The 21,548-nt window shown below is 68.8% G+C and carries 36 protein-coding genes; 34 read left to right on the top strand and 2 right to left on the bottom strand.

Annotation, left to right across the window (positions count from 1 at the left end; all coding sequences use genetic code 11):
* The first annotated feature begins 159 nt into the window (after positions 1-159).
* The 28 genes from rpsJ (at position 160) to ACXR8F_RS02095 (ending at position 17,445) form a co-directional block, all read left to right on the top strand.
* A complete protein-coding gene (gene rpsJ, locus ACXR8F_RS02230) occupies positions 160-468 on the top strand; it encodes a 30S ribosomal protein S10 (RefSeq protein WP_009775966.1) in 309 nt (102 codons plus the stop codon).
* Between the two features lie 13 nt (positions 469-481).
* A complete protein-coding gene (gene rplC / locus ACXR8F_RS02225; protein ID WP_386050631.1) occupies positions 482-1,135 on the top strand; it encodes a 50S ribosomal protein L3 in 654 nt (217 codons plus the stop codon).
* Positions 1,132-1,767: a 50S ribosomal protein L4 gene (gene rplD, locus ACXR8F_RS02220; protein WP_045191906.1), complete on the top strand. Its 636-nt coding sequence runs from the start codon at positions 1,132-1,134 to the stop codon at positions 1,765-1,767. Before rplC ends, rplD begins: the two co-directional genes overlap by 4 nt.
* Positions 1,764-2,063, top strand: coding sequence for a 50S ribosomal protein L23 (gene rplW / locus ACXR8F_RS02215; protein ID WP_026864143.1), 300 nt, complete (start codon positions 1,764-1,766; stop codon positions 2,061-2,063). Before rplD ends, rplW begins: the two co-directional genes overlap by 4 nt.
* A gap of 25 nt (positions 2,064-2,088) precedes the next feature.
* Positions 2,089-2,925 carry a 50S ribosomal protein L2 gene (gene rplB, locus ACXR8F_RS02210; protein WP_020143241.1) on the top strand — a complete coding sequence of 279 codons (837 nt, stop codon included), beginning with the start codon at positions 2,089-2,091 and terminating at the stop codon, positions 2,923-2,925.
* Positions 2,926-2,940: 15 nt separating this feature from the next.
* On the top strand, positions 2,941-3,222 hold the full coding sequence (rpsS, locus tag ACXR8F_RS02205) for a 30S ribosomal protein S19 (protein ID WP_026864141.1): 282 nt from the start codon (positions 2,941-2,943) through the stop codon (positions 3,220-3,222).
* 26 nt (positions 3,223-3,248) lie between these two features.
* A complete protein-coding gene (rplV, locus tag ACXR8F_RS02200; protein WP_045191904.1) occupies positions 3,249-3,617 on the top strand; it encodes a 50S ribosomal protein L22 in 369 nt (122 codons plus the stop codon).
* A complete protein-coding gene (rpsC, locus tag ACXR8F_RS02195; RefSeq protein ID WP_030194229.1) occupies positions 3,617-4,441 on the top strand; it encodes a 30S ribosomal protein S3 in 825 nt (274 codons plus the stop codon). Before rplV ends, rpsC begins: the two co-directional genes overlap by 1 nt.
* A 3-nt stretch (positions 4,442-4,444) precedes the next feature.
* Positions 4,445-4,864 (top strand): 50S ribosomal protein L16, encoded by a 420-nt coding sequence (rplP, locus tag ACXR8F_RS02190; RefSeq protein WP_020143237.1) that lies wholly within the window; start codon positions 4,445-4,447, stop codon positions 4,862-4,864.
* Positions 4,864-5,220, top strand: coding sequence for a 50S ribosomal protein L29 (gene rpmC / locus ACXR8F_RS02185; protein ID WP_045191902.1), 357 nt, complete (start codon positions 4,864-4,866; stop codon positions 5,218-5,220). The genes rplP and rpmC overlap by 1 nt, the downstream gene beginning before the upstream one ends.
* A complete protein-coding gene (gene rpsQ / locus ACXR8F_RS02180) occupies positions 5,217-5,507 on the top strand; it encodes a 30S ribosomal protein S17 (RefSeq protein WP_045191901.1) in 291 nt (96 codons plus the stop codon). Before rpmC ends, rpsQ begins: the two co-directional genes overlap by 4 nt.
* Positions 5,508-5,581: 74 nt before the next feature.
* On the top strand, positions 5,582-5,950 hold the full coding sequence (gene rplN / locus ACXR8F_RS02175) for a 50S ribosomal protein L14 (protein WP_045191900.1): 369 nt from the start codon (positions 5,582-5,584) through the stop codon (positions 5,948-5,950).
* A 2-nt stretch (positions 5,951-5,952) separates the two neighbouring features.
* Positions 5,953-6,330, top strand: a complete 378-nt coding sequence (rplX, locus tag ACXR8F_RS02170; RefSeq protein ID WP_458798554.1) for a 50S ribosomal protein L24 — start codon at positions 5,953-5,955, stop codon at positions 6,328-6,330.
* A 2-nt stretch (positions 6,331-6,332) separates the two neighbouring features.
* Positions 6,333-6,893 carry a 50S ribosomal protein L5 gene (gene rplE / locus ACXR8F_RS02165; protein WP_458798553.1) on the top strand — a complete coding sequence of 187 codons (561 nt, stop codon included), beginning with the start codon at positions 6,333-6,335 and terminating at the stop codon, positions 6,891-6,893.
* A 1-nt stretch (position 6,894) separates the two neighbouring features.
* Positions 6,895-7,080 (top strand): type Z 30S ribosomal protein S14, encoded by a 186-nt coding sequence (locus ACXR8F_RS02160; protein ID WP_020143231.1) that lies wholly within the window; start codon positions 6,895-6,897, stop codon positions 7,078-7,080.
* Between the two features lie 124 nt (positions 7,081-7,204).
* Entirely contained in the window at positions 7,205-7,603 is a 399-nt protein-coding gene (gene rpsH / locus ACXR8F_RS02155) for a 30S ribosomal protein S8 (protein ID WP_045191896.1), read from the top strand.
* Between the two features lie 12 nt (positions 7,604-7,615).
* Positions 7,616-8,152: a 50S ribosomal protein L6 gene (rplF, locus tag ACXR8F_RS02150; protein ID WP_045191894.1), complete on the top strand. Its 537-nt coding sequence runs from the start codon at positions 7,616-7,618 to the stop codon at positions 8,150-8,152.
* 3 nt (positions 8,153-8,155) lie between these two features.
* Complete coding sequence (rplR, locus tag ACXR8F_RS02145; protein ID WP_045191893.1) at positions 8,156-8,530, top strand: 50S ribosomal protein L18; 375 nt, start codon at positions 8,156-8,158, stop codon at positions 8,528-8,530.
* Positions 8,531-8,573: 43 nt separating this feature from the next.
* On the top strand, positions 8,574-9,230 hold the full coding sequence (gene rpsE, locus ACXR8F_RS02140) for a 30S ribosomal protein S5 (protein ID WP_045191892.1): 657 nt from the start codon (positions 8,574-8,576) through the stop codon (positions 9,228-9,230).
* A complete protein-coding gene (gene rpmD, locus ACXR8F_RS02135; RefSeq protein ID WP_045191891.1) occupies positions 9,230-9,412 on the top strand; it encodes a 50S ribosomal protein L30 in 183 nt (60 codons plus the stop codon). The genes rpsE and rpmD overlap by 1 nt, the downstream gene beginning before the upstream one ends.
* Before the next feature lie 2 nt (positions 9,413-9,414).
* Positions 9,415-9,891, top strand: coding sequence for a 50S ribosomal protein L15 (rplO, locus tag ACXR8F_RS02130; protein ID WP_045191890.1), 477 nt, complete (start codon positions 9,415-9,417; stop codon positions 9,889-9,891).
* Between the two features lie 178 nt (positions 9,892-10,069).
* Entirely contained in the window at positions 10,070-11,392 is a 1,323-nt protein-coding gene (secY, locus tag ACXR8F_RS02125; protein WP_045191889.1) for a preprotein translocase subunit SecY, read from the top strand.
* On the top strand, positions 11,393-11,962 hold the full coding sequence (locus ACXR8F_RS02120; RefSeq protein ID WP_045191888.1) for an adenylate kinase: 570 nt from the start codon (positions 11,393-11,395) through the stop codon (positions 11,960-11,962). It abuts the gene before it with no gap.
* The gene (gene map, locus ACXR8F_RS02115; RefSeq protein ID WP_045191887.1) at positions 11,962-12,816 is read left to right on the top strand and encodes a type I methionyl aminopeptidase; all 855 of its coding nucleotides are present in this window, start codon (positions 11,962-11,964) and stop codon (positions 12,814-12,816) included. The genes ACXR8F_RS02120 and map overlap by 1 nt, the downstream gene beginning before the upstream one ends.
* Positions 12,817-12,895: 79 nt before the next feature.
* Positions 12,896-14,326 (top strand): serine hydrolase domain-containing protein, encoded by a 1,431-nt coding sequence (locus tag ACXR8F_RS02110; RefSeq protein ID WP_052677385.1) that lies wholly within the window; start codon positions 12,896-12,898, stop codon positions 14,324-14,326.
* 205 nt (positions 14,327-14,531) lie between these two features.
* Positions 14,532-15,947, top strand: coding sequence for a DHA2 family efflux MFS transporter permease subunit (locus tag ACXR8F_RS02105; RefSeq protein WP_458798828.1), 1,416 nt, complete (start codon positions 14,532-14,534; stop codon positions 15,945-15,947).
* A 125-nt stretch (positions 15,948-16,072) separates the two neighbouring features.
* Positions 16,073-16,567, top strand: coding sequence for an RNA polymerase sigma factor (locus tag ACXR8F_RS02100; protein WP_045191886.1), 495 nt, complete (start codon positions 16,073-16,075; stop codon positions 16,565-16,567).
* Entirely contained in the window at positions 16,564-17,445 is an 882-nt protein-coding gene (locus tag ACXR8F_RS02095) for a hypothetical protein (protein ID WP_458798552.1), read from the top strand. The genes ACXR8F_RS02100 and ACXR8F_RS02095 overlap by 4 nt, the downstream gene beginning before the upstream one ends.
* Positions 17,446-17,529: 84 nt before the next feature.
* Here the strand turns inward: ACXR8F_RS02095 and ACXR8F_RS02090 are convergent, their stop codons facing one another.
* Both ACXR8F_RS02090 and ACXR8F_RS02085 read right to left on the bottom strand, forming a co-directional pair.
* Positions 17,530-18,270, bottom strand: coding sequence for a hypothetical protein (locus tag ACXR8F_RS02090; protein WP_458798551.1), 741 nt, complete (start codon positions 18,268-18,270; stop codon positions 17,530-17,532).
* A gap of 87 nt (positions 18,271-18,357) precedes the next feature.
* Positions 18,358-18,579 carry a hypothetical protein gene (locus ACXR8F_RS02085; protein WP_045191884.1) on the bottom strand — a complete coding sequence of 74 codons (222 nt, stop codon included), beginning with the start codon at positions 18,577-18,579 and terminating at the stop codon, positions 18,358-18,360.
* A gap of 201 nt (positions 18,580-18,780) precedes the next feature.
* On the opposite strand from ACXR8F_RS02085, the gene ACXR8F_RS02080 reads away from it, so the two are divergent.
* The 6 genes from ACXR8F_RS02080 (at position 18,781) to rpsD (ending at position 21,519) form a co-directional block, all read left to right on the top strand.
* A complete protein-coding gene (locus ACXR8F_RS02080) occupies positions 18,781-19,125 on the top strand; it encodes an iron chaperone (RefSeq protein ID WP_045191883.1) in 345 nt (114 codons plus the stop codon).
* 202 nt (positions 19,126-19,327) lie between these two features.
* On the top strand, positions 19,328-19,549 hold the full coding sequence (infA, locus tag ACXR8F_RS02075; RefSeq protein WP_013493543.1) for a translation initiation factor IF-1: 222 nt from the start codon (positions 19,328-19,330) through the stop codon (positions 19,547-19,549).
* A 151-nt stretch (positions 19,550-19,700) separates the two neighbouring features.
* Positions 19,701-19,814, top strand: coding sequence for a 50S ribosomal protein L36 (rpmJ, locus tag ACXR8F_RS02070; RefSeq protein WP_006592630.1), 114 nt, complete (start codon positions 19,701-19,703; stop codon positions 19,812-19,814).
* Between the two features lie 222 nt (positions 19,815-20,036).
* A complete protein-coding gene (gene rpsM, locus ACXR8F_RS02065; protein ID WP_045191882.1) occupies positions 20,037-20,411 on the top strand; it encodes a 30S ribosomal protein S13 in 375 nt (124 codons plus the stop codon).
* 71 nt (positions 20,412-20,482) lie between these two features.
* Complete coding sequence (rpsK, locus tag ACXR8F_RS02060; protein ID WP_020143208.1) at positions 20,483-20,878, top strand: 30S ribosomal protein S11; 396 nt, start codon at positions 20,483-20,485, stop codon at positions 20,876-20,878.
* Between the two features lie 32 nt (positions 20,879-20,910).
* Positions 20,911-21,519, top strand: a complete 609-nt coding sequence (rpsD, locus tag ACXR8F_RS02055) for a 30S ribosomal protein S4 (RefSeq protein ID WP_045191881.1) — start codon at positions 20,911-20,913, stop codon at positions 21,517-21,519.
* Positions 21,520-21,548 lie beyond the last annotated feature (29 nt).

Here is a 21,548-nt window from a genome sequence, read left to right as displayed (position 1 = left end):
CGAGGGAAGCGCAAGCCACCCGGTTCGGCCGGGCAATCCACACCGGAAGTAGCACGGAAGTGCGTCACTTTCGCCGCGAAGCGGGCGCGACACGCCCGACCTCGGGGGTCGGATGCCAAGGGAACCGGAAGTCAGAAGCGAGAGAGAGACGTTCATCAGATGGCGGGACAGAAGATCCGCATCCGGCTGAAGTCGTACGACCACGAGGTCATCGACAACTCGGCCCGGAAGATCGTTGACACAGTGACGCGCGCCGGCGCGACCGTGGTGGGCCCCGTCCCGCTGCCGACGGAGAAGAACGTCTTCGTCGTCATCCGGTCGCCGCACAAGTACAAGGACAGCCGCGAGCACTTCGAGATGCGCACGCACAAGCGCCTCATCGACATCATCGACCCGACGCCCAAGGCCGTCGACTCGCTGATGCGTCTCGACCTGCCGGCGGACGTCAACATCGAGATCAAGCTCTGAGGCGGTTGCTGACATGACTGTTGCTCAGAAGAACGTCAAGGGCGTGCTCGGCGAGAAGCTCGGCATGACCCAGGTGTGGGACGCCGACAACAAGCTCGTCCCCGTGACCGTCGTCAAGGCCGGCCCCTGCGTCGTCACGCAGGTGCGCGCCGACGAGACCGACGGCTACTCCGCGGTCCAGATCGCCTTCGGCGCGATCGACCCGCGCAAGGTGAACAAGCCGATGTCGGGCCACTTCGAGAAGGCCGGCGTCACGCCGCGCCGTCACCTCGTCGAGCTCCGCACGAGCGACGCCGCCGACTACGAGCTCGGCCAGGAGATCACGGCCGAGTCCTTCGAGGCGGGCCAGCGCGTCGACGCGACCGGCACGACCAAGGGCAAGGGCTTCGCGGGTGTCATGAAGCGTCACGGCTTCGCCGGCGTCTCGTCCTCGCACGGTGCCCACCGCAACCACCGCAAGCCGGGCTCCATCGGCGGCTGCTCGACCCCGGGCCGTGTCTTCAAGGGCATGCGCATGGCCGGTCGCATGGGTGGCGTTCGCCAGACGACCCAGAACCTCCAGATCCACGCCGTTGACGCCGAGAAGGGCCTGCTGCTCATCAAGGGTGCCGTTCCCGGCCCCCGCGGTGGCATCGTCCTGATCCGCACGGCTGCGAAGGGTGCATGATCGACATGGCAACCAAGACCCCGAACCTGCCCGCCGAGATCTTCGACGTGCAGACGAACGTCCCGCTGATCCACCAGGTCGTGGTGGCCCAGCTCGCGGCCGCTCGTCAGGGCACGCACTCCACGAAGACCCGCGGCGAGGTCCGCGGCGGTGGCCGCAAGCCGTACCGCCAGAAGGGCACCGGCCGCGCCCGTCAGGGCTCGACCCGCGCCCCGCAGTTCGCCGGCGGTGGCACCGTCCACGGCCCGCAGCCGCGTGACTACGCGCAGCGCACCCCCAAGAAGATGAAGGCCGCCGCCCTGCGTGGCGCCCTGTCCGACCGGGCCCGCTTCGACCGCATCCACGTCGTCGACGCCATCGTCTCGGGCGACGTGCCCTCGGCGAAGGACGCCGCCGCGCTGCTCGCCGGCCTGACCGAGCGTCCCAACCTGCTCGTCGTGCTCGAGCGCACCGACGAGGTGTCGTTCAAGTCGGTCCGCAACCTGCAGAACGTCCACGTCCTGGTCGCCGACCAGCTCAACACGTACGACGTCCTGTGCGCCGACGACATCGTCTTCACCCAGGCTGCCCTCGACGCGTTCGTGGCCGGTCCCGTGAAGGCCGACAAGGCCGACAAGGAGGCCGCCAAGTGAGCATCCACGCCAAGGACCCCCGCGACATCCTGATCGCGCCGGTCGTCTCCGAGAAGTCGTACGGGCTGCTCGACGAGGGCAAGTACACCTTCATCGTCGACCCGCGTGCGAACAAGACGGAGATCAAGATCGCCATCGAGCAGATCTTCAACGTCAAGGTCGACAAGGTCCACACCCTGAACCGCCAGGGCAAGACCCGTCGCACCCGATTCGGCCTCGGCAAGCGCAAGGACACCAAGCGTGCGATCGTCTCCCTCCGCGAGGGCTCGATCGACATCTTCGGTGCGGGCGCCTGAGATCGACGAAAAGGACTGAAACCACATGGGTATCCGTAAGTACAAGCCGACCACACCGGGCCGTCGCGGCTCGTCGGTCGCCGACTTCGTCGAGATCACGCGCTCCACGCCGGAGAAGTCGCTCGTGCGCCCCCTGTCGAAGACGGGTGGCCGCAACAACGCCGGCCGCATCACGACCCGTCACATCGGTGGCGGCCACAAGCGCGCCTACCGCGTCATCGACTTCCGTCGCCACGACAAGGACGGCGTGCCGGCCAAGGTCGCTCACATCGAGTACGACCCCAACCGCACCGCGCGCATCGCGCTCGTCCAGTACTCCGACGGCGAGAAGCGCTACATCCTCGCGCCGAACAAGCTCAAGCAGGGCGACCCGATCGAGAACGGCCCCGCGGCCGACATCAAGCCGGGCAACAGCCTCCCGCTGCGCAACATCCCGGTCGGTACGGTCGTCCACGCGATCGAGCTGAAGCCGGGTGGCGGCGCCAAGATCGCCCGCTCCGCGGGTGCTCGCGTGCAGCTCGTCGCCAAGGACGGCCCCTACGCCCAGCTGCGTATGCCGTCCGGTGAGATCCGCAACGTCGACGCGCGCTGCCGCGCGACCGTCGGCGAGGTGGGCAACGCCGAGCAGAGCAACATCAACTGGGGCAAGGCCGGCCGCATGCGCTGGAAGGGCAAGCGCCCGACCGTCCGTGGTGTCGCGATGAACCCGGTCGACCACCCGCACGGTGGTGGTGAGGGCAAGACGTCCGGTGGACGTCACCCCGTCTCCCCGTGGGGTCAGGCCGAGGGCCGCACCCGCAAGGGACACAAGGAAAGCGACAAGCTCATCGTGCGTCGCCGTCGTACTGGCAAGAAGCGCTGATAAGGAGCCTTTGGAATGCCTCGTAGCCTGAAGAAGGGCCCCTTCATCGACGACCACCTTCAGAAGAAGGTGGACGCCCAGAACGAAGCGGGCACGAAGAACGTCATCAAGACCTGGTCGCGTCGTTCGGTCATCAGCCCGGACATGCTCGGTCACACCTTCGCCGTCCACGACGGCCGCAAGCACGTCCCGGTGTTCGTCACCGAGTCGATGGTCGGCCACAAGCTCGGCGAGTTCGCACCGACCCGCACGTTCAAGGGTCACGTGAAGGACGACAAGAAGGGTCGTCGTCGCTGATGGCCATCGAATCCAAGGAAGAAGTCATGGAAGCCAAGGCCTCGGCGCGGCACGTCCGTGTCAGCCCGCAGAAGGCTCGCCGTGTCGTGGACCTGATCCGCGGCAAGGCGGCCACCGACGCCGTCACCACGCTGACGTTCGCCCCGCAGTCGGCCTCCGACCCGGTCAAGAAGGTGCTCGAGAGCGCCATCGCCAACGCCCGCGTCAAGGCCGACCGCGAGTCGGTCGCCTTCGACGAGCGCAACCTGGTCATCACGGCCGCGTTCGTCGACGAGGGCCCGACGATGAAGCGTTTCCGTCCGCGTGCCCAGGGCCGCGCCGGTCGCATCAACAAGCGCACGAGCCACATCACCGTGGTCGTCGCGCAGCCGGAGAACACGAAGGGAGCCCGCTGATGGGTCAGAAGGTCAACCCCCACGGCTTCCGTCTCGGCATCACGACGGACCACAAGAGCCGTTGGTTCGCCGACTCGACGAAGTCGGGTCAGCGCTACCGCGACTACGTCAAGGAAGATGTCGCCATCCGTCGCCTGATGGAGAAGGGCATGGAGCGCGCCGGTATCGCCTCGGTCGAGATCGAGCGCACCCGCGACCGCGTCCGCGTCGACATCCACACGGCCCGCCCGGGCATCGTCATCGGCCGCCGCGGCGCCGAGGCCGACCGCATCCGTGGCGAGCTCGAGAAGCTCACGGGCAAGCAGGTCCAACTGAACATCCTCGAGGTCAAGAACCCCGAGATCGTCTCCCAGCTGGTCGCCCAGGGCATCGCCGAGCAGCTCTCGGCCCGTGTCGCCTTCCGTCGCGCCATGCGCAAGGGCATGCAGTCCGCCCAGCGCGCCGGCGCCAAGGGCATCCGCGTGCAGGTCTCGGGCCGCCTCAACGGCGCCGAGATGAGCCGCACCGAGTTCTACCGCGAGGGTCGCGTCCCGCTGCACACGCTGCGTGCGCAGATCGACTACGGCTTCTACGAGGCCCGCACGACCTTCGGCCGCATCGGCGTCAAGGTCTGGATCTACAAGGGCGACATGACGGCGAAGGAGCTCGCGGCCCAGCAGGCCGCCGCCCCGCGCCCGTCGCGCGGCCCGCGTCGTGACGGCGGCGACCGCCCGAACCGCGCCCGTCGTGGTGACCGCAACGAGACCGCCGCTGCTCCGGCAGTGAACGAGACCGCTGCTGCCGAGGCCCCCGCCGCGGCGAGCACCGAGAATGAGCAGGCCTGACCCATGTTGATTCCCCGTCGAGTCAAGCACCGCAAGCAGCACCACCCGAACCGCCACGGCGCGGCCAAGGGTGGGACGACGATCGCCTTCGGCGACTACGGCATCCAGGCCCTCGAGCCCGCCTACGTCACCAACCGGCAGATCGAGTCCGCTCGTATCGCGATGACCCGTTACATGAAGCGTGGCGGAAAGGTGTGGATCAACATCTACCCCGACCGTCCGCTCACCAAGAAGCCCGCCGAGACCCGCATGGGTTCCGGTAAGGGTTCGCCGGAGTGGTGGATCGCCAACGTCAAGCCGGGCCGCGTCATGTTCGAGATCTCGGGCGTGGCCGAGCCGGTGGCGCGCGAGGCCATGCGTCTCGCGATGCACAAGCTCCCCATGAAGTGCCGCTTCGTTCAGCGTGAGGGTGGTGACATCTGATGGCAGTCGGAACCAAGGACCTGGCTCCCGAGCAGCTGCGTGGTCTCGACGACACCAAGCTGGCGGACGAGCTGAAGAAGGCCAAGGAAGAGCTGTTCAACCTGCGTTTCCAGTCGGCCACCGGTCAGCTGGACAACCACGGCCGTCTGCGCGCCGTCAAGAAGGACATCGCACGGATCTACACCGAGATGCGTGAGCGTGAGCTCGGCATCGGCTCGGCCCCCGCCGCCCCCAAGGCGGAGGAGAAGGCCGACAAGGCGGAGAAGAAGGCCGCCAAGGCTGACAAGGCCGAGAAGGCTGACAAGGCCGAGAAGAAGGCCAAGAAGGCTGACAAGGCGCAGGAGGCTGACGCATGAGCGAGCAGGAGAAGGTCGTGAGCGACCAGGCGAACGAGCGCAACTACCGCAAGACCCGTCAGGGCTACGTGGTGAGCGACAAGATGGACAAGACCGTCGTCGTCGAGGTCGAGGACCGCGTCAAGCACGCCCTCTACAGCAAGGTCATCCGCCGCACCAACAAGGTCAAGGCGCACGACGAGCAGAACGCAGCCGGCGTCGGCGACCGCGTGCTGATCATGGAGACGCGCCCGCTCTCCGCGACGAAGCGCTGGCGCATCGTCGAGATCCTCGAGAAGGCCAAGTAAGCCACCCCCCATTTCCGTTCGGCAAGGCTCATCCGGGCAACCGGTGAGAACCAGCACGACGACAGGAGTTAGAAGTGATTCAGCAGGAGTCGCGGCTGCGCGTCGCCGACAACACCGGTGCCAAGGAGCTCCTTTGCATCCGTGTTCTCGGTGGCTCGGGCCGTCGGTACGCCGGCATCGGCGACACGATCGTCGCCACCGTCAAGGACGCGATCCCTGGCGGCAACGTGAAGAAGGGTGACGTCGTCAAGGCCGTCATCGTCCGCACCGTCAAGGAGCGTCGCCGTGCCGACGGTTCCTACATCAAGTTCGACGAGAACGCTGCGGTGATCCTCAAGACCGACGGTGACCCCCGTGGTACCCGCATCTTCGGCCCGGTGGGCCGCGAGCTTCGCGAGAAGAAGTTCATGAAGATCATCTCGCTCGCGCCGGAGGTGCTGTGAACATGGCGAACAAGCCGACCAAGATGAAGATCAAGAAGGGTGACCTCGTCCAGGTCATCTCCGGCCGCAGCCAGAAGAACGGCGGCGACCGGGGCAAGCAGGGCAAGGTCATCGCGGTCTTCCCGGGGAACCAGCGCGTGCTGGTCGAGGGCATCAACCGGGTCACCAAGCACGTCAAGGCGGGCGCGACCGCCCGTGGCACGCGCACCGGTGGCCTGACGCACACCGAGGCCGCGATCCACGTGAGCAACGTCGCGATCGTCGACCCCGAGTCGAAGAAGCCGACCCGCATCAAGACGCGTGTCGAGTCCGTCGAGCGGAACGGTCGCCAGAAGGCGGCCCGCGTCCGTGTCGCGGTCAAGTCGGACAAGGACCTCTGAGAATGACTGAGACCAGCACCAAGCCGCGCCTCAAGCAGCGCTACCAGGACGAGATCAAGGGCTCCCTGCAGGAGCAGTTCGGCCACGCCAACGTCATGCAGGTCCCCGGCGTCGTCAAGGTCGTCGTCAACATGGGTGTCGGCGACGCGGCCAAGGACAGCAAGCTGATCGAGGGCGCCGTGCGCGACCTCACGGCCATCACCGGCCAGAAGCCGGTCGTGACCAAGGCTCGCAAGTCCATCGCCCAGTTCAAGCTGCGTGAGGGCATGCCGATCGGCGCCCACACGACGCTGCGTGGCGACCGCATGTGGGAGTTCCTCGACCGCCTCGTCACGATCGCCCTGCCGCGCATCCGTGACTTCCGTGGCCTCTCGCCGAAGCAGTTCGACGGCCACGGCAACTACACGTTCGGTCTGACCGAGCAGTCGATGTTCCACGAGATCGACCAGGACAAGATCGACCGCGTGCGAGGCATGGACATCACCGTGGTCACCACGGCGACCAACGATGACGAGGGTCGCGCGCTGCTCAAGCAGCTCGGCTTCCCCTTCAAGGAGAACTGACATGGCCAAGACCGCGCTCGTTAACAAGGCGAACCGGAAGCCGAAGTTCAAGGTCCGCGCGTACACCCGCTGCCAGAAGTGCGGTCGCCCGCACTCGGTGTACCGCAAGTTCGGCCTCTGCCGCATCTGCCTTCGCGAGATGGCTCACGCGGGCGAGCTGCCGGGCGTGACCAAGAGCTCCTGGTAACCGGCTCCCGAGCCCAGCACCACCCAGACCAACACACCTCTGACACCGTAGGTCGACCACCCGGCACATGCCGGCGGCAGATGCCGAGGTCGAAACCCCGGTGAGGAAGGGCGGAGAGCCCACCATGACCATGACTGACCCGATTGCGGACATGCTGACCCGCGTCCGGAACGCCAACTCGGCGCACCACGACGTCGTCTCCATGCCGTACTCGAAGCTGAAGAAGAACATCGCCGAGATCCTCCAGGCCGAGGGCTACATCGCCTCCTGGAAGATCGAGGAGGCCGAGGTCGGCCAGACGCTGACCATCGACCTCAAGTACGGCCCCAACCGCGAGCGCTCCATCGCCGGAGTGCGCCGCGTGAGCAAGCCCGGTCTGCGCGTCTACGCCAAGTCGACGAACCTGCCCAAGGTTCTCGGCGGGCTCGGCGTCGCGATCCTGTCGACCTCGACGGGACTGCTGACCGACAAGCAGGCACACGAGAAGGGCGTGGGTGGGGAAGTCCTCGCCTACGTCTGGTAAGGAGACGAAGACATGTCGCGAATCGGACGACTTCCCGTCTCCATCCCCTCGGGTGTGGACGTCAACGTCAGCGGCCAGGACGTCACGGTCAAGGGCCCCAAGGGTGAGCTCTCCCTGACCGTCGTTCAGCCGATCACCGTCGAGCTGGCCGAGGGCAACCTCGAGGTCAAGCGCCCCGACGACGAGCGTGACTCGCGCTCGCGTCACGGCCTGACCCGCTCGCTCATCAACAACATGGTCCTCGGTGTCACCGAGGGCTACGAGAAGAAGATGGAGATCCACGGCACGGGTTACCGTGTCGCCGCGAAGGGCTCGGACCTCGAGTTCTCGCTCGGATACTCGCACCCGATCCTCATCCAGGCTCCCGCCGGCATCAACTTCGCCGTCGAGAACCCGACCCGCTTCTCGGTGCAGGGCATCGACAAGCAGCTCGTCGGTGAGGTCGCGGCCAACATCCGCAAGCTGCGCAAGCCCGACCCGTACAAGGGCAAGGGCGTTCGCTACGCGGGCGAGCAGATCCGTCGCAAGGTCGGAAAGGCCGGTAAGTAAGCCATGGCAATGATCATCAAGCGCGGCAAGTCCAAGGCTGCCGCTCGCATCCGTCGCCAGGTCCGCGGTCGCAAGAAGATCAGCGGCACCACCGCCCGTCCCCGCCTCGTCGTGTCGCGTTCGAGCCGTCACCTCTTCGTCCAGGTCGTCGACGACACGGTCGGCAAGACCGTGGCCTCGGCCTCGACGATGGAGGCCGACCTGCGCGCGTTCGAGGGTGACAAGACCGCCAAGGCCAAGAAGGTCGGCGAGCTCGTCGCCTCGCGTGCCAAGGACGCCGGTATCGAGGCCGTCGTGTTCGACCGAGGTGGCAACAAGTACCACGGCCGCGTCGCCGCGATCGCCGAGGGCGCCCGTGAAGGTGGGCTGTCCCTGTGACCAAGCACTTCGTGACCGCAATTGTTGAGATGAGGAACATCTGATGCCCGGACAGCAGCGTCGAGGCACCGGCCCCGCCGGTGGCGGCGAGCGCACCGAGCGCGGAGACCGCCGCGACAACCGCGGTGGCCGCGACAACCGCGACAGCCGTGACGACAAGAACCAGTACGTCGAGCGCGTCGTGACCATCAACCGTGTCGCCAAGGTCGTCAAGGGTGGTCGTCGCTTCAGCTTCACCGCCCTCGTCGTCGTCGGCGACGGTGACGGCACCGTGGGTGTCGGCTACGGCAAGGCCAAGGAAGTTCCCGCGGCCATCGCCAAGGGTGTCGAGGAGGCCAAGAAGAACTTCTTCAAGGTCCCGCGCATCCAGGGCACCATCCCGCACCCCGTCCAGGGTGAGGCGGCCGCTGGTGTCGTCATGCTCCGCCCCGCCGCCCCCGGTACCGGTGTCATCGCCGGTGGCCCGGTGCGTGCGGTGCTCGAGTGCGCCGGCATCCACGACGTCCTCAGCAAGTCGCTGGGCTCCGACAACGCCATCAACATCGTGCACGCGACGGCCCAGGCCCTGCGTGACCTCGAGCGCCCCGAGTCGGTCGCTGCCCGTCGTGGCAAGACCCTCGAGGAGGTCGCTCCGGCGGCCATGCTCAGGGCCCGTGCGGCCGGCCTCGCCGAGGCCCAGGCTGCGAAGGCTGGTGCGTGATGGCTCGTCTCAAGGTGACCCAGACCCGTTCCGAGATCGGTGGCAAGCAGAACCAGCGTGACACGCTGCGCAGCCTCGGTCTGAAGCGCATTGGCGACGTCGTCGTCAAGGAGGACCGTCCCGAGATCCGCGGGATGGTCAAGACGGTGACGCACCTCGTGACCGTCGAGGAGGTTGACTGACCATGGCCGACAACGCCAAGAAGTCGGGCGAGTCCGCCCTCAAGGTCCACCACCTGCGTCCGGCCCCCGGAGCCAAGACCGCCAAGACCCGCGTCGGTCGTGGTGAGGGCTCCAAGGGCAAGACCGCCGGTCGTGGCACCAAGGGCACCAAGGCCCGCTACCAGGTCCCGGAGCGTTTCGAGGGCGGCTCGATGCCGATGCACATGCGCCTTCCGAAGCTCCGCGGCTTCAAGAACCCGTTCCGCACCGAGTACCAGGTCGTGAACCTGGACCGCCTGCAGCTCCTCTTCCCCGAGGGCGGCCAGGTGTCGGTCGAGGACCTCGTCGCCAAGGGTGCCGTCCGCGACGGCTTCCCGGTGAAGGTGCTCGGGACGGGCGAGATCTCCGTCAAGGTCGAGGTCGAGGCGCACAAGTTCTCGGCGTCCGCCAAGGAGAAGATCGAGGCCGCCGGCGGCACGGTCACCGCCATCGCAGGCTGAGTGACCGGTCCAGCGTGACCCCCACACACCTCGTGTGAGCAGCGCCCCGAGCGCCAGCCGCGCGCCGACGTGACGTCGGTTACCGCGGTCGGAGGCTCGGGGCGCTGCGCCTTTGCGTTAACCTTCCACGGATTGCATGAATGACGCCGCGCCACCGCGCGGCCCCCAGGAGGACCCAGTGCTCGCCGCCTTCGCACGCGCGTTCCGTACCCCGGACCTGCGCAAGAAGCTGCTTTTCACGCTCGGCATCATCGTGCTGTTCCGGCTCGGCTCGCACGTGCCGACGCCCGGTGTCAGCTACAGCCTCGTGCAGAACTGTCTCGAGGCCAACAAGGGCCAGTCGGGTGACCAGAGCGGGTTCCTCAACCTCGCCAACCTCTTCAGCGGCGGTGCGCTGCTCCAGCTGTCGGTGTTCGCGCTCGGGATCATGCCGTACATCACGGCGAGCATCATCATCCAGCTGCTCACGGTGGTCATCCCGCGCTTCGAGGCGCTCAAGGAGGAGGGCCAGTCGGGTCAGACCAAGCTGACCCAGTACACCCGCTACCTGACGATCGGCCTCGCGATCCTCCAGTCGGCGACCCTCGTCACCTTCGCGCGCAACCCCTCGAGCCTGTTCGGCGGGTCGTGCAGCTCGATCATGACCGACCAGTCGATGGTCACCATCGTCATCATGGTGCTCACCATGACGGCCGGCACCGGCCTGATCATGTGGTTCGGCGAGCTCATCACCGACAAGGGTGTTGGCAACGGCATGTCCCTGATGATCTTCACGTCGATCGCCGCCGGCTTCCCCGCCTCGCTCTGGGGCATCCGCGAGAACAAGGGCTGGGGCACCTTCCTCGGCATCATCGTCCTCGGCATCTTCGTCATCGCCGCGGTCGTCTTCGTCGAGCAGTCGCAGCGCCGCATCCCCGTCCAGTACGCCAAGCGCATGGTCGGCCGGCGCATGTACGGCGGCACGTCCACGTACATCCCGCTCAAGGTCAACATGGCCGGCGTCATCCCGGTCATCTTCGCCAGCTCGCTGCTCGCCCTGCCGGGCCTCATCGCGCAGTTCAACACGCGCGCCGACGGCAACAACCCCGACTGGGTGACGTGGGTGCAGTCGAACCTGGTCCGCGGTGACCACCCCATCTACATGGCGATCTACGTCGCCCTCATCCTCTTCTTCACGTTCTTCTACGTCTCGATCACGTTCAACCCGACCGAGGTCGCCGAGAACATGAAGAAGTACGGCGGCTTCATCCCGGGTATCCGGGCCGGGCGACCCACGGCCGAGTACCTCAACTACGTCCTGACCCGAATCACCGTACCGGGTGCCATCTACCTCGCGATCGTCTCGCTCATCCCGCTCGTGGCCCTCGTGCTCGTCGGCGCCAACCAGAACTTCCCGTTCGGCGGCACGTCGATCCTCATCGTCGTGGGTGTGGGCCTCGAGACGGTCAAGCAGATCGAGGCGCAGCTGCAGCAGCGTCACTACGAAGGGTTCCTCCGTTAAATGCGACTGATCATCCTCGGCCCGCCCGGCGCCGGTAAGGGCACCCAGGCGGCGCGGATCGCCGACCGCCTCGGCATCCCGGCCATCTCGACCGGCGACATCTTCCGCGCCAACATCAAGGACCAGACCCCGCTGGGTGTCAAGGTCGACGAGATCATCAAGTCGGGTGGCTACGTCTCCGACGACATCACCAACGAGATCGTCGAGGACCGCCTCTCCTGGGACGACGCCACCCACGGCTTCCTCCTCGACGGCTATCCGCGCACGTCGGGCCAGGTCGACGCGCTCGACGCGATGCTCGCGCGCCACGGTCACGCCCTCGACGCGGTCCTCGAGCTCGAGGTCGACGAGGACGCCATCGTCGAGCGCCTGCTCAAGCGGGCGCAGACCGAGGGTCGCGCCGACGACACCGAGGACGTCATCCGTGAGCGCCAGGCGATCTACCGCAAGGAGACCGCCCCGCTGGCGCACCACTACGACCAGGTCGGCCTCCTCGTGAAGGTCGACGGCATGGGCGAGGTCGACGAGGTCACCGACCGCGTCATCGCCGCCCTGCCCCAGCACGCCTGATGTTCGGACGCCGCACCCGGCTCCAGGGCCGCACCGACGAGCAGCTCCTCCTCATGCGCGAGGCGGGGCTGCTCGTCGGGCGCACCCTCGAGATGCTTGCGGGCGAGGTGCGCCCCGGCGTCACCACGCTCGAGCTCGACCGCCTCGCCGAGGACTTCATCCGCAGCCACGGCGGCATCCCGAACTTCCAGCTCGTGCCGGGCTACAGCCACACGCTGTGCACGAGCGTCAACGACGAGGTCGTCCACGGCATCCCGGGCACGCGCGTGCTGGAGGCGGGCGACATCGTCTCGATCGACTGCGGCGCCGAGGTCAAGGGCTGGAACGGCGACGCGGCGTTCACCGCGGTCGTCGGCGGCCCCGAGGCCGGGCGTCCCGAGGACCTCGCCCTCATCGCCGCGACCGAGGCCAGCCTGTATGCCGGCATCGCCGCGATGCAGGTCGGTGGCCGGCTGTACGCGGTGGGCGACGCCGTCGAGGCGAGCATCGAGAGTGCCGCCGACCGCGACGGTCGCGTCTACGGCGTCATCGACGAGTACGTCGGCCACGGCATCGGCACCCAGATGCACATGGACCCGCAGATCCCGAACTACGCCGTGCGAGAGACGGGCCCGAAGCTCGTCGACGGCTTCACCGGCGCCATCGAGCCGATGATCACGCTCGGGTCCACCGACACCAAGGTGCTCTCCGACGACTGGACCGTCGTCACCGCGGACGGGTCGCGGGCTGCGCACGCCGAGCACTCGGTCGCCGTCCGTGAGGACGGGCTCTGGATCCTCACGGCCATCGACGGTGGCAAGGCTGCCCTCGAGTCGGTCGGGGCGGCATACGCACCCCTCGACGTCTCGGTCTGAGCACCGGACCGTCGGGCTCACCGAGCGACACGGCATCCACCGGCCCCACACGGCACCGGCTCCGCGTAGCCTCACGCTCGTGACCCTTCCCCGCAGCACCCCGTCGGCGCAGGGCGTCGACGCCACCGGAATCCTCGACCTCGTCGACAGCGTGGAGCGAGAGCACCTCGGCCTCCACAGCCTCATGGTCGTGCGCCACGGGCACGTCGTCGCCGAGGGCTGGTGGAGGCCGTATGCCGCCGACCGCGTCCACCTCGCGTACTCCCTCTCGAAGACGGTGACGGCCACGGCCGTCGGCTTCCTCGTGCAGGAGGGCCGGCTGGCGCTCGACGACCGGGTGCTCGACCACTTCCCGGACCTCGACCGCGACGCCGTCGCGCCCGGCTGGGACGACGTGCGGGTGCGTCACTGCCTGTCGATGACGGTGGGCCACGAGGAGGACGCCTGGTCGCACGTGTTCGACCGGATGAGCGGCAACGACTTCGACACCACGGGCGACTGGGTGCCGCGCGTCTTCGCGACCACGCCGACGCAACCGCCCGGCAGCGTCTTCGCGTACAACCAGGTCGCGACGTACGTGCTCGCGCTCATCGTGCGTCGGCTCACCGGCGACGGGATCTCCGAGTACCTCCACCCGCGGCTGCTCGTGCCGCTCGGGGTGCAGGAGCTCATCCCGTGGCACCGCGACCCGACCGGGCGCGAGCTCGGCTTCACCGGCTCGCACCTGACCACCGAGACGATCGCCTCGATCGCGCAGCTCTACCTCGACAGGGGTGTCTGGCAGGGGCGCCGGCTGCTCTCGGAGAAGTGGGTCGAGGAGGCCACCCGCGCGTTCGGTCCGCTCAACGAGGACCCCGGCGCCGACGAGGACTGGCGGCGCGGCTACGGCTACTCGTTCTGGATGCAGCGCTTCGGGTTCCGCGGCGACGGCGCCTACGGCCAGTTCCTCGTCGTGCTGCCCGACCACGACACCGTCGTGGCCGTGACGGCCGAGCAGGAGCGCATGCAGTCGACGCTCGACGCGCTGTGGCGCCACCTCGTGCCCGCGATCGGCGGGGCGGGGTCCCAGGCGGCCGACGCCGCGTTGGCCGAGCGGCTGGCCGGGTTGCAGATCCCGGCGCTGACGGGCGAGGCGCTGGGGCCTGACTACGCGGAGTTCAACCGCTCGAGCGCCTCGGACCTGGCCTCCGACTACACCGCCGTGTCGGTCACCCGCGAGGGCCCCGGCCACGTGCTGGGGCTCAGCCGCAAGGGTGAGTGGGTGCGCGTGCCGGTCGCCCACGGAGCCTGGCGTGAGGGCGAGATGGTCGCCGGGGGAGCGCGGCTGCCCGTCGTGTCGAGCGGTGGGTGGGTCGACGAGGACACCTTCCGGGCCGAGGTCATCGCGATCGAGACGCCTCATCGCTTCCGCGTCGAGGCCCGGCTGCGGAGCGCCGACGCGGACCTGACCTGGCGCATGGTGCCGCTCACCGGCTACGACCCGATGTGGCTCTCGACGCGCTGGACCTGACCCGAGCCGTCCAGCCCGTGGCAGTGACGACTGTCGGTGCGCGGGTGAAGAATCGAGGGCGCTGTGCGGGATGAGCAGAAGGGGGCCCACCGTGGCCAGTGACGGAGGCACGACGAGGACGACCGGGCCGACCGGCGAGGTGGGTGACACCGCGCCCCCCGGTGGCGTGCCGGCCGACCACAACCCGTGGCCGGCCTTGTGGGCCATGGTCATCGGCTTCTTCATGATCCTCGTCGACTCGACCATCGTCTCGGTCGCGACCCCCGCGATCCTGCGCGGCCTCGACACCGACGTCAACAGCGTCATCTGGGTCACCAGTGCCTACCTGCTCGCGTACGCCACGCCGCTGCTCATCACCGGACGGCTCGGCGACCGCTACGGTCCCAAGAACGTCTATCTCGCCGGGCTCACCATCTTCACCCTGGCCTCGCTCTGGTGCGGCCTCACCGGCACCATCACGGGCCTCATCGTCGCCAGGGTGGTGCAGGGGCTCGGCGCCTCGATGCTGACGCCGCAGACGATGGCCGTCATCACCCGCACGTTCCCGGCGGCCTCTCGCGGGCAGGCCATGGCCCTGTGGGGTGCGACCGCCGGTGTCGCGATCCTCGTCGGCCCGGTCGTCGGCGGCCTGCTCGTCGACGGCCCCGGCTGGGAGTGGATCTTCTTCATCAACGTGCCCGTCGGCATCATCGCCTTCGTTCTGGCGGCCCGGCTGGTCCCGAGGCTGGGCACCCATAGCCACGCCTTCGACTGGCTCGGGGTCGCGCTGTCGGCGGTCGGCATGTTCCTCATCGTGTTCGGGGTCCAGGAGGGCGAGACCTACGACTGGGGCACGATCAGCGGCGTCGTCTCGGTGCCGCTGCTCATCGGGGTCGGCATCGTCGTCTTCGCGCTCTTCCTGGTCTGGCAGTCCCGCAACACGAACGAGCCCCTGGTGCCCCTCGGCCTCTTCCGCGACCGCAACTTCTCCGTCTCCAACATCGGCATCACGACCGTGGGTTTCGCGATCACGGCGATGGCCTTCCCGTTCATGCTCTACGCGCAGGCGGTCCGCGGCCTCAGCCCGACGTCGTCCGCGTTGCTGCTCGCTCCGATGGCGGTCATCTCCGGGGCGCTCGCCCCCGTCGGCGGCCGGCTCACCGACAAGGTGCACCCGAAGCTGCTCGCCCCCATCGGTCTCGGGCTCACCTCGGCCTCGCTCTTCTGGGTCGCGGCGGTCATGCGTCCCGAGACCGCGATCTGGCAGCTGCTCCTGCCGATGGGGCTGATGGGTGTGGGCAGCGCGTTCATGTGGGGTCCACTCGCGGCCACGGCCACCCGCAACCTGCCCCTGTCGTCGGCCGGTGCCGGCGCCGGCGTCTACAACACGACGCGGCAGGTCGGTGCCGTGCTCGGCAGCGCCGCCATCGCAGCCGTCATCGAGGCGCGCATGGCGGCGAACCTCCCCGATGTCGAGCTGTCGTCCGGGTCGATGCAGCGGGCCGGCGGCGGCGCGATGCCTCCCCAGGTCGCCGACGGGTTCTCCTCCGCCATGTCCCAGGCCATGCTGCTGCCCGCGGCCGTGCTGCTCGTCGGCGTGGTCGCCGTGCTCTTCTTCGAGCGGCCGGCGCACCACGGCTGACCACGCCGGTCCTGCCGCACCTCCGGCCGGTCGCCCGCCGCAGCGATTCCGGTGCGAAACGATGGAACCGGATCGGCCTCCCGCAGGTATGGAGGGGGACAGCAGAACGGCGAAGGGGGAGGACGATGGGCCGACGGCCCGTGTGGGAGGGCGACTACTGCGCCTACTTCGAGGCGCGGCAGCGGGCCTTCATGCGGATCGCCTACGCCATCCTCGGCAGCTGGGCCTCGGCGGAGGACGTCGTCCAGGCGACGTTCACGAGGCTCTACGTCCACTGGTCGCGCATCCACGACGAGACCCGCGACGCGTACGCGCGGCGCGCCCTCGTCAACGCCTGCTACACGGCGGCGCGGCGAGCGGCCCGCGAACCACTCGTCGCCGAGGTTCCCGACCGGGGCGTCGACTCCCGCGACGGCGTCGATCCGCAGCTGATGGCGGCGCTCGCGCAGCTCTCGGCCAAGCACCGCGCCGTCGTCGTCCTGCGCTACCTCGAGGACCTCTCCGTCGCCGAGGTGGCGCGAGTGCTCGACCTGCCCGAGGGCACGGTCAAGAGCCAGGCCGCGCGGGCGCTGTCACGACTGGAGACCGTGTTGACGAGCAGCGAAGGAGCACGCGCATGACCACGCACAGCGTCATCGAGGACGAACTGAGGGAGCGCCTCGACCGCGCCACCTCCGCCGTCCCTGCAGAGCCCGACCTCGGCGCGAGCATCGCCGGAGGCCGGCGTCGTCGGGCCGTGCGCCGCGGCGGGGCCCTGGTGGCAGGGGTCACCGGGGCCGCCGTCGTCGCAGGTCTGACGGTGGTCGGCGCCGGCACCCTCCAGCGCTCGGTGCCGCCCGCTGCACAGCCGGCGGCAGGTGCCGCGGCGTCGTCGACCGACTGGGTCGCAGGCTCGACGGTCGACGAGACGCTGGTGCAGGTCGTCGACGACGCGGTCGCGCGACCGGGGACCGCCACCGACGTCTACCCGAGCGACTGGACCCGCTCGACGCCGCTGCCCGACGCGCAGGCGTCGAGGGCCACCGAGTGGCAGGCGGTCTACCGGGTCGACGACGACGAGACCCTCACGGTGCTGATGTCGCAGCGACCCGTCGACGCTCCCCAGGGGCCGCGGGTGTGCGACGCCTCCAGCCGGGTGGTCGACGCCCGGGGCTCGCGCGTCAAGGTCGGCGACATCGCGCCGAACGGCGAGGTGTCGGTGCTCGCGGGCCGGTCGGCCCAGGGAGCGGCGGCGTGTGTGGCGCGGCAGGTGTCCGGAGGCACCCTGGTGGTGACCCACGACGGGCCCCGCACCACGGCCACGCTGTGGCGCACCGTGGACTCGACGGTCGTCACGGCCACCTCGGTCCTCGACGGCTCGGCCGACCCCGCCTCGCGGCGGGTCACCGACGGCGAGCTCGAGGCCGTGGCGACCGACCCGCGCCTGACGTTCGCGCACGTCGCCGACCCGCCCGCGTGGCCCGCCTCGAACGGACCCGGCTGGCCCGCCGGACTCTGACCCCGTCACGGCGTGTGGCGTCGGCCCGTGTCCCGGCCGGCGCCCGGCCGGCGCCACACCGTAATGTGCCGGCGGCGTCTGCGCTCAGCCCTGCGGCCCGCTGCGTCCGAGGTCACCGGCGCGGCCGCCGACGTGCACGACCATGCGCTCGGCGACGACGCGGGCGTTGGCCTGCAGCACCTCAAGCGGCACGCGCGGGAGGTTCTCCTCCCAGTCGATGAGCGGCGACCCGCGGAACTGCAGCATCCGCGCGGGCCGGCCGAGGAAGACCAGGTGCAGGTGGGCTCCACCGTCGCCCCACTTGGCGAGCTGGACGCGCCCGACGCTTGGCACGTGCTCGACGGCGTCGGCGACGGCGACCACGAGCTGGCCCATCTCCGCGGCGAGGTCACCCGGCAGCGTGGGCAGGTCGTGGTGCTCGACCGGCTGGAGCACGAGCATGATCGGCAGCCCGGTGTCGCGGCTGAGGCTCAGCCGCCAGCGCGTGTTGGTCCACACGACGGTCCCGTCGGTGTCGGGCGAGGGGCCGGAAGCGCACCAGCAGTCTGCCTGCTCCTCGCCGCGGCGCTGCGGCTCCTCGTCGGCCGGGGGTCGGATCGGCTTGAGCCGCAGGCCCTCCAGCTCGTACGGGTAGATGTCCCACCCGGGCATCTCCTCGACGGCCACCGGCAGCCGCCCGTCGTCGCCGGCCGCGGCCGCGATCCGGGCGTAGTAGTCCTCGACCGACTCCGCCTCCGTGGGTGGTGCGCTCACGGTGTCGCCAGGGTTGTCAGCGTGGTCGTCGGCTGCGGTCGGGTGGGCGGCGTCGTCGCCGGGCTCGGTCACCCCGCCAGTATGCCGGGTGGCCGGGGTGTGCGTCCGTGTGTGCGGACCGACCCCGGCGCACCCGACACGACGTCGGGACGCGGCGGCCTACCTCGACGGCTGGGGCGTCGAGCAGCCGATCCTCGGGTTGAGCCCGACGTAGTTGAGCGGGCCGGCGACGATCGTCACCGCGATCGTCGACAGACGGCTGCAGCTCGGCTCCGAGGAGCCGAGGTAGCCACGCTGGAAGGCGGCGACGAGCCCGATGAGGAGCCAGAGGAGCACGACGATCGTGGAGGTGCGAGTGCGGGCGCGGGTGCGAGCGGCCATGACTGCCTTTCGTGGGTCAGGCGTCGGAGGGCGGCTGGTGGAGGGTGTCGAACGGCAGGGGAGCCCTGGAGGGTGGGCACCCCGCAGACCCGTGCCGCTCCCGGGACCAGGGAGGTCGGGCGGGGCTCGGCGGGACTGCCCGCCGTACGTACCCGCGGCATACGACCCCTGAACCGCGGCGCCGGTGGCAGGATCGTCGACGTGGGGACGATCGGCGACTACCTGGCAGGCCTCGGGCCGGACCAACGCGCGGCGCTGCAGCACGTTGTCGACATCGCATCGCGCCTCGTACCCGAGGCGGAGGAGGGCACGAGCTACGGCATGCCGGCCCTGCGGCTCGACGGCCGGCCCCTGGTCGGCGTCACGGCCGCCGCGAAGCACCTCTCGCTCTTCCCGTTCAGCCCCGCCGTCGTCGAGGCGGTGGCCCCCGATCTCGAGGGCTTCTCGCTCAGCAAGGGCACCATCCGCTTCACCGTCGACCGGCCGGTTCCCGACCCCGTGCTCGAACGCGTGGTGTCGCTGCGCCTGGCCGAGCTGCGCGGCTGACCCGCGGGCCGGCATACCAGCGTGGAGGGCCGCTGCGCCGATTTCGGGTAATCGCCGGCGTGGCGTAGTCTTGTGCGTTGGGTGTCGTGTGCCTCGGCGCCTGAGTACCGCCTGTCGTCCGGAGACACCTCCGGGCGCGGCAGACAGGCACGTCCCAAGGCCGGTCCAGTCCGGGTCGGCCACCAACAGATAGACGGAGGATATGGCCAAGAAGGACGGTGTCATCGAGATCGAGGGCACGATCGTCGAGGCTCTCCCGAACGCGATGTTCCGGGTGGAGCTCTCCAACGGTCACAAGGTGCTCGCACACATCTCGGGCAAGATGCGACAGCACTACATCAGGATCCTCCCGGAGGACCGTGTGGTGGTCGAGCTCTCGCCCTATGACCTGACCCGCGGTCGGATCGTCTTCCGCTACCGCTGAGCACCAGGGTCGGCCTGGCGGCACGCGCGAGCGGGCACGCCGGCCGGGACGAGTGCGAGGCACCAACTCCCGATTACACAACCAAGCACCTGGCGACACGAGCCCCTCGGGGCCCGCGGAGGCAGGCGCGCGATCTGAAGACAGCAGGCAGATGAAGGTTCAGCCCAGCGTCAAGAAGATCTGCGACAAGTGCAAGGTGATCCGCCGCAACGGTCGGGTCATGGTGATCTGCGAGAACCTGCGCCACAAGCAGCGCCAGGGCTGAGCAGAAGCACCACCTCGCCGTCGACAGACTTCGACAGCACGCAAGACATGTGAATGAAAGCAGCACCCGGCCCCTGATGACCGACCGTCGCGTCGGCGCAGGACGTCACCCCCGGCACGGAGGCCGGGGACCGGTTGGCCCGTCCTTCTGTGTGGCGGTCCGCGACCCGGATCGGTGCCTGCTCCAGACCTCCGCGAAACAGAATCCAGGAGAAAACCCAACATGGCTCGTCTTGTTGGAGTCGACCTTCCGCGCGAGAAGCGCGTCGAGGTTGCGCTGACCTACATCTTCGGTGTCGGTCGCACCCGTTCCAAGCAGGCGCTGGTTGCCACCGGCGTCGACCCCAACACCCGCGTCAAGGACCTCGGTGAGACCGAGCTCGTTGCGCTTCGTGACTTCCTCGAGGGCAACTACCGCCTCGAGGGTGACCTTCGCCGTGAGGTGCAGGCCGACATCCGCCGCAAGGTCGAGATCGGCTCCTACGAAGGTCTCCGTCACCGTCGTGGTCTTCCCGTGCGCGGCCAGCGCACCAAGACCAACGCGCGCACCCGCAAGGGCCCGAAGCGCACCGTGGCCGGCAAGAAGAAGGCCAAGTGACCCTGATCGAGATCGCTTCGGCGCCCTCATCTGTGGTCCTCACCGACATTCAGTTCTGACGTAGGAGAAACATGCCTCCCAAGGCTCGCGTGACGAAGGTTCGTCGCAAGGAGAAGAAGAACGTCGCCCACGGGCACGCTCACATCAAGAGCACGTTCAACAACACGATCATCTCGATCACCGACCCCACCGGCGCCGTGATCGCCTGGGCCTCTGCCGGCCAGGTCGGCTTCAAGGGCTCGCGCAAGTCCACCCCGTTCGCTGCCCAGATGGCGGCCGAGGCTGCTGCCCGCCGCGCCATGGAGCACGGCATGCGCAAGGTCGACGTCTTCGTGAAGGGCCCGGGCTCGGGCCGCGAGACGGCGATCCGTTCGCTCACCGCCACCGGCCTGGAGGTCGGCGCGATCAGCGACGTCACGCCCACGCCGCACAACGGTGTCCGCCCGCCCAAGCGCCGTCGCGTCTGATCCGGCCAGAGACCAGGAAGAGTAGATAAGTCATGGCTCGTTACACCGGCCCGATCACCAAGAAGTCCCGCCGCCTCAAGATGGACCTCGTCGGCGGCGACAAGAACTTCGAGCTCCGCCCGTTCCCGCCCGGCCAGCACGGCCGTCGCCGGATCCAGGAGAAGGAGTACCTGACCCAGCTCCAGGAGAAGCAGCGCGCCCGCTTCCAGTACGGCGTCATGGAGAAGCAGTTCGTCCGCTACTACAAGGAAGCGGCGAAGCGCCCCGGCAAGACCGGTGAGAACCTCCTCCAGATCCTCGAGTCCCGTCTCGACAACGTGGTCTACCGCGCGGGCCTGGCCCGCACGCGTCGCCACGCGCGTCAGCTCGTGACCCACGGTCACTTCGAGGTCAACGGCGTGCGCGTCGACGTCCCGAGCTACCGCGTCGAGCAGTACGACATCATCACGGTCCGCAAGCAGTCCGTCGAGAGCTTCCCGTTCGAGCTGGCCCGCCAGACGTTCGGCGAGCGTCCCGTCCCGGCCTGGATGCAGGTCGTCGACGGCTCGCTGCAGATCCTCATCCACCAGCTCCCGGTGCGCGCGCAGATCGACTCGCAGCTCACCGAGCAGCTGATCGTCGAGCTCTACTCGAAGAACTGACCCGAGGACGTATGCCGTGGGGCCCCGGC

It is taken from the genome of Terrabacter sp. AAH1 (assembly GCF_054456855.1).
The sequence above is the reverse complement of the archived record's forward strand: the minus strand, read 5'-3'. Positions and strand labels throughout refer to the sequence as shown.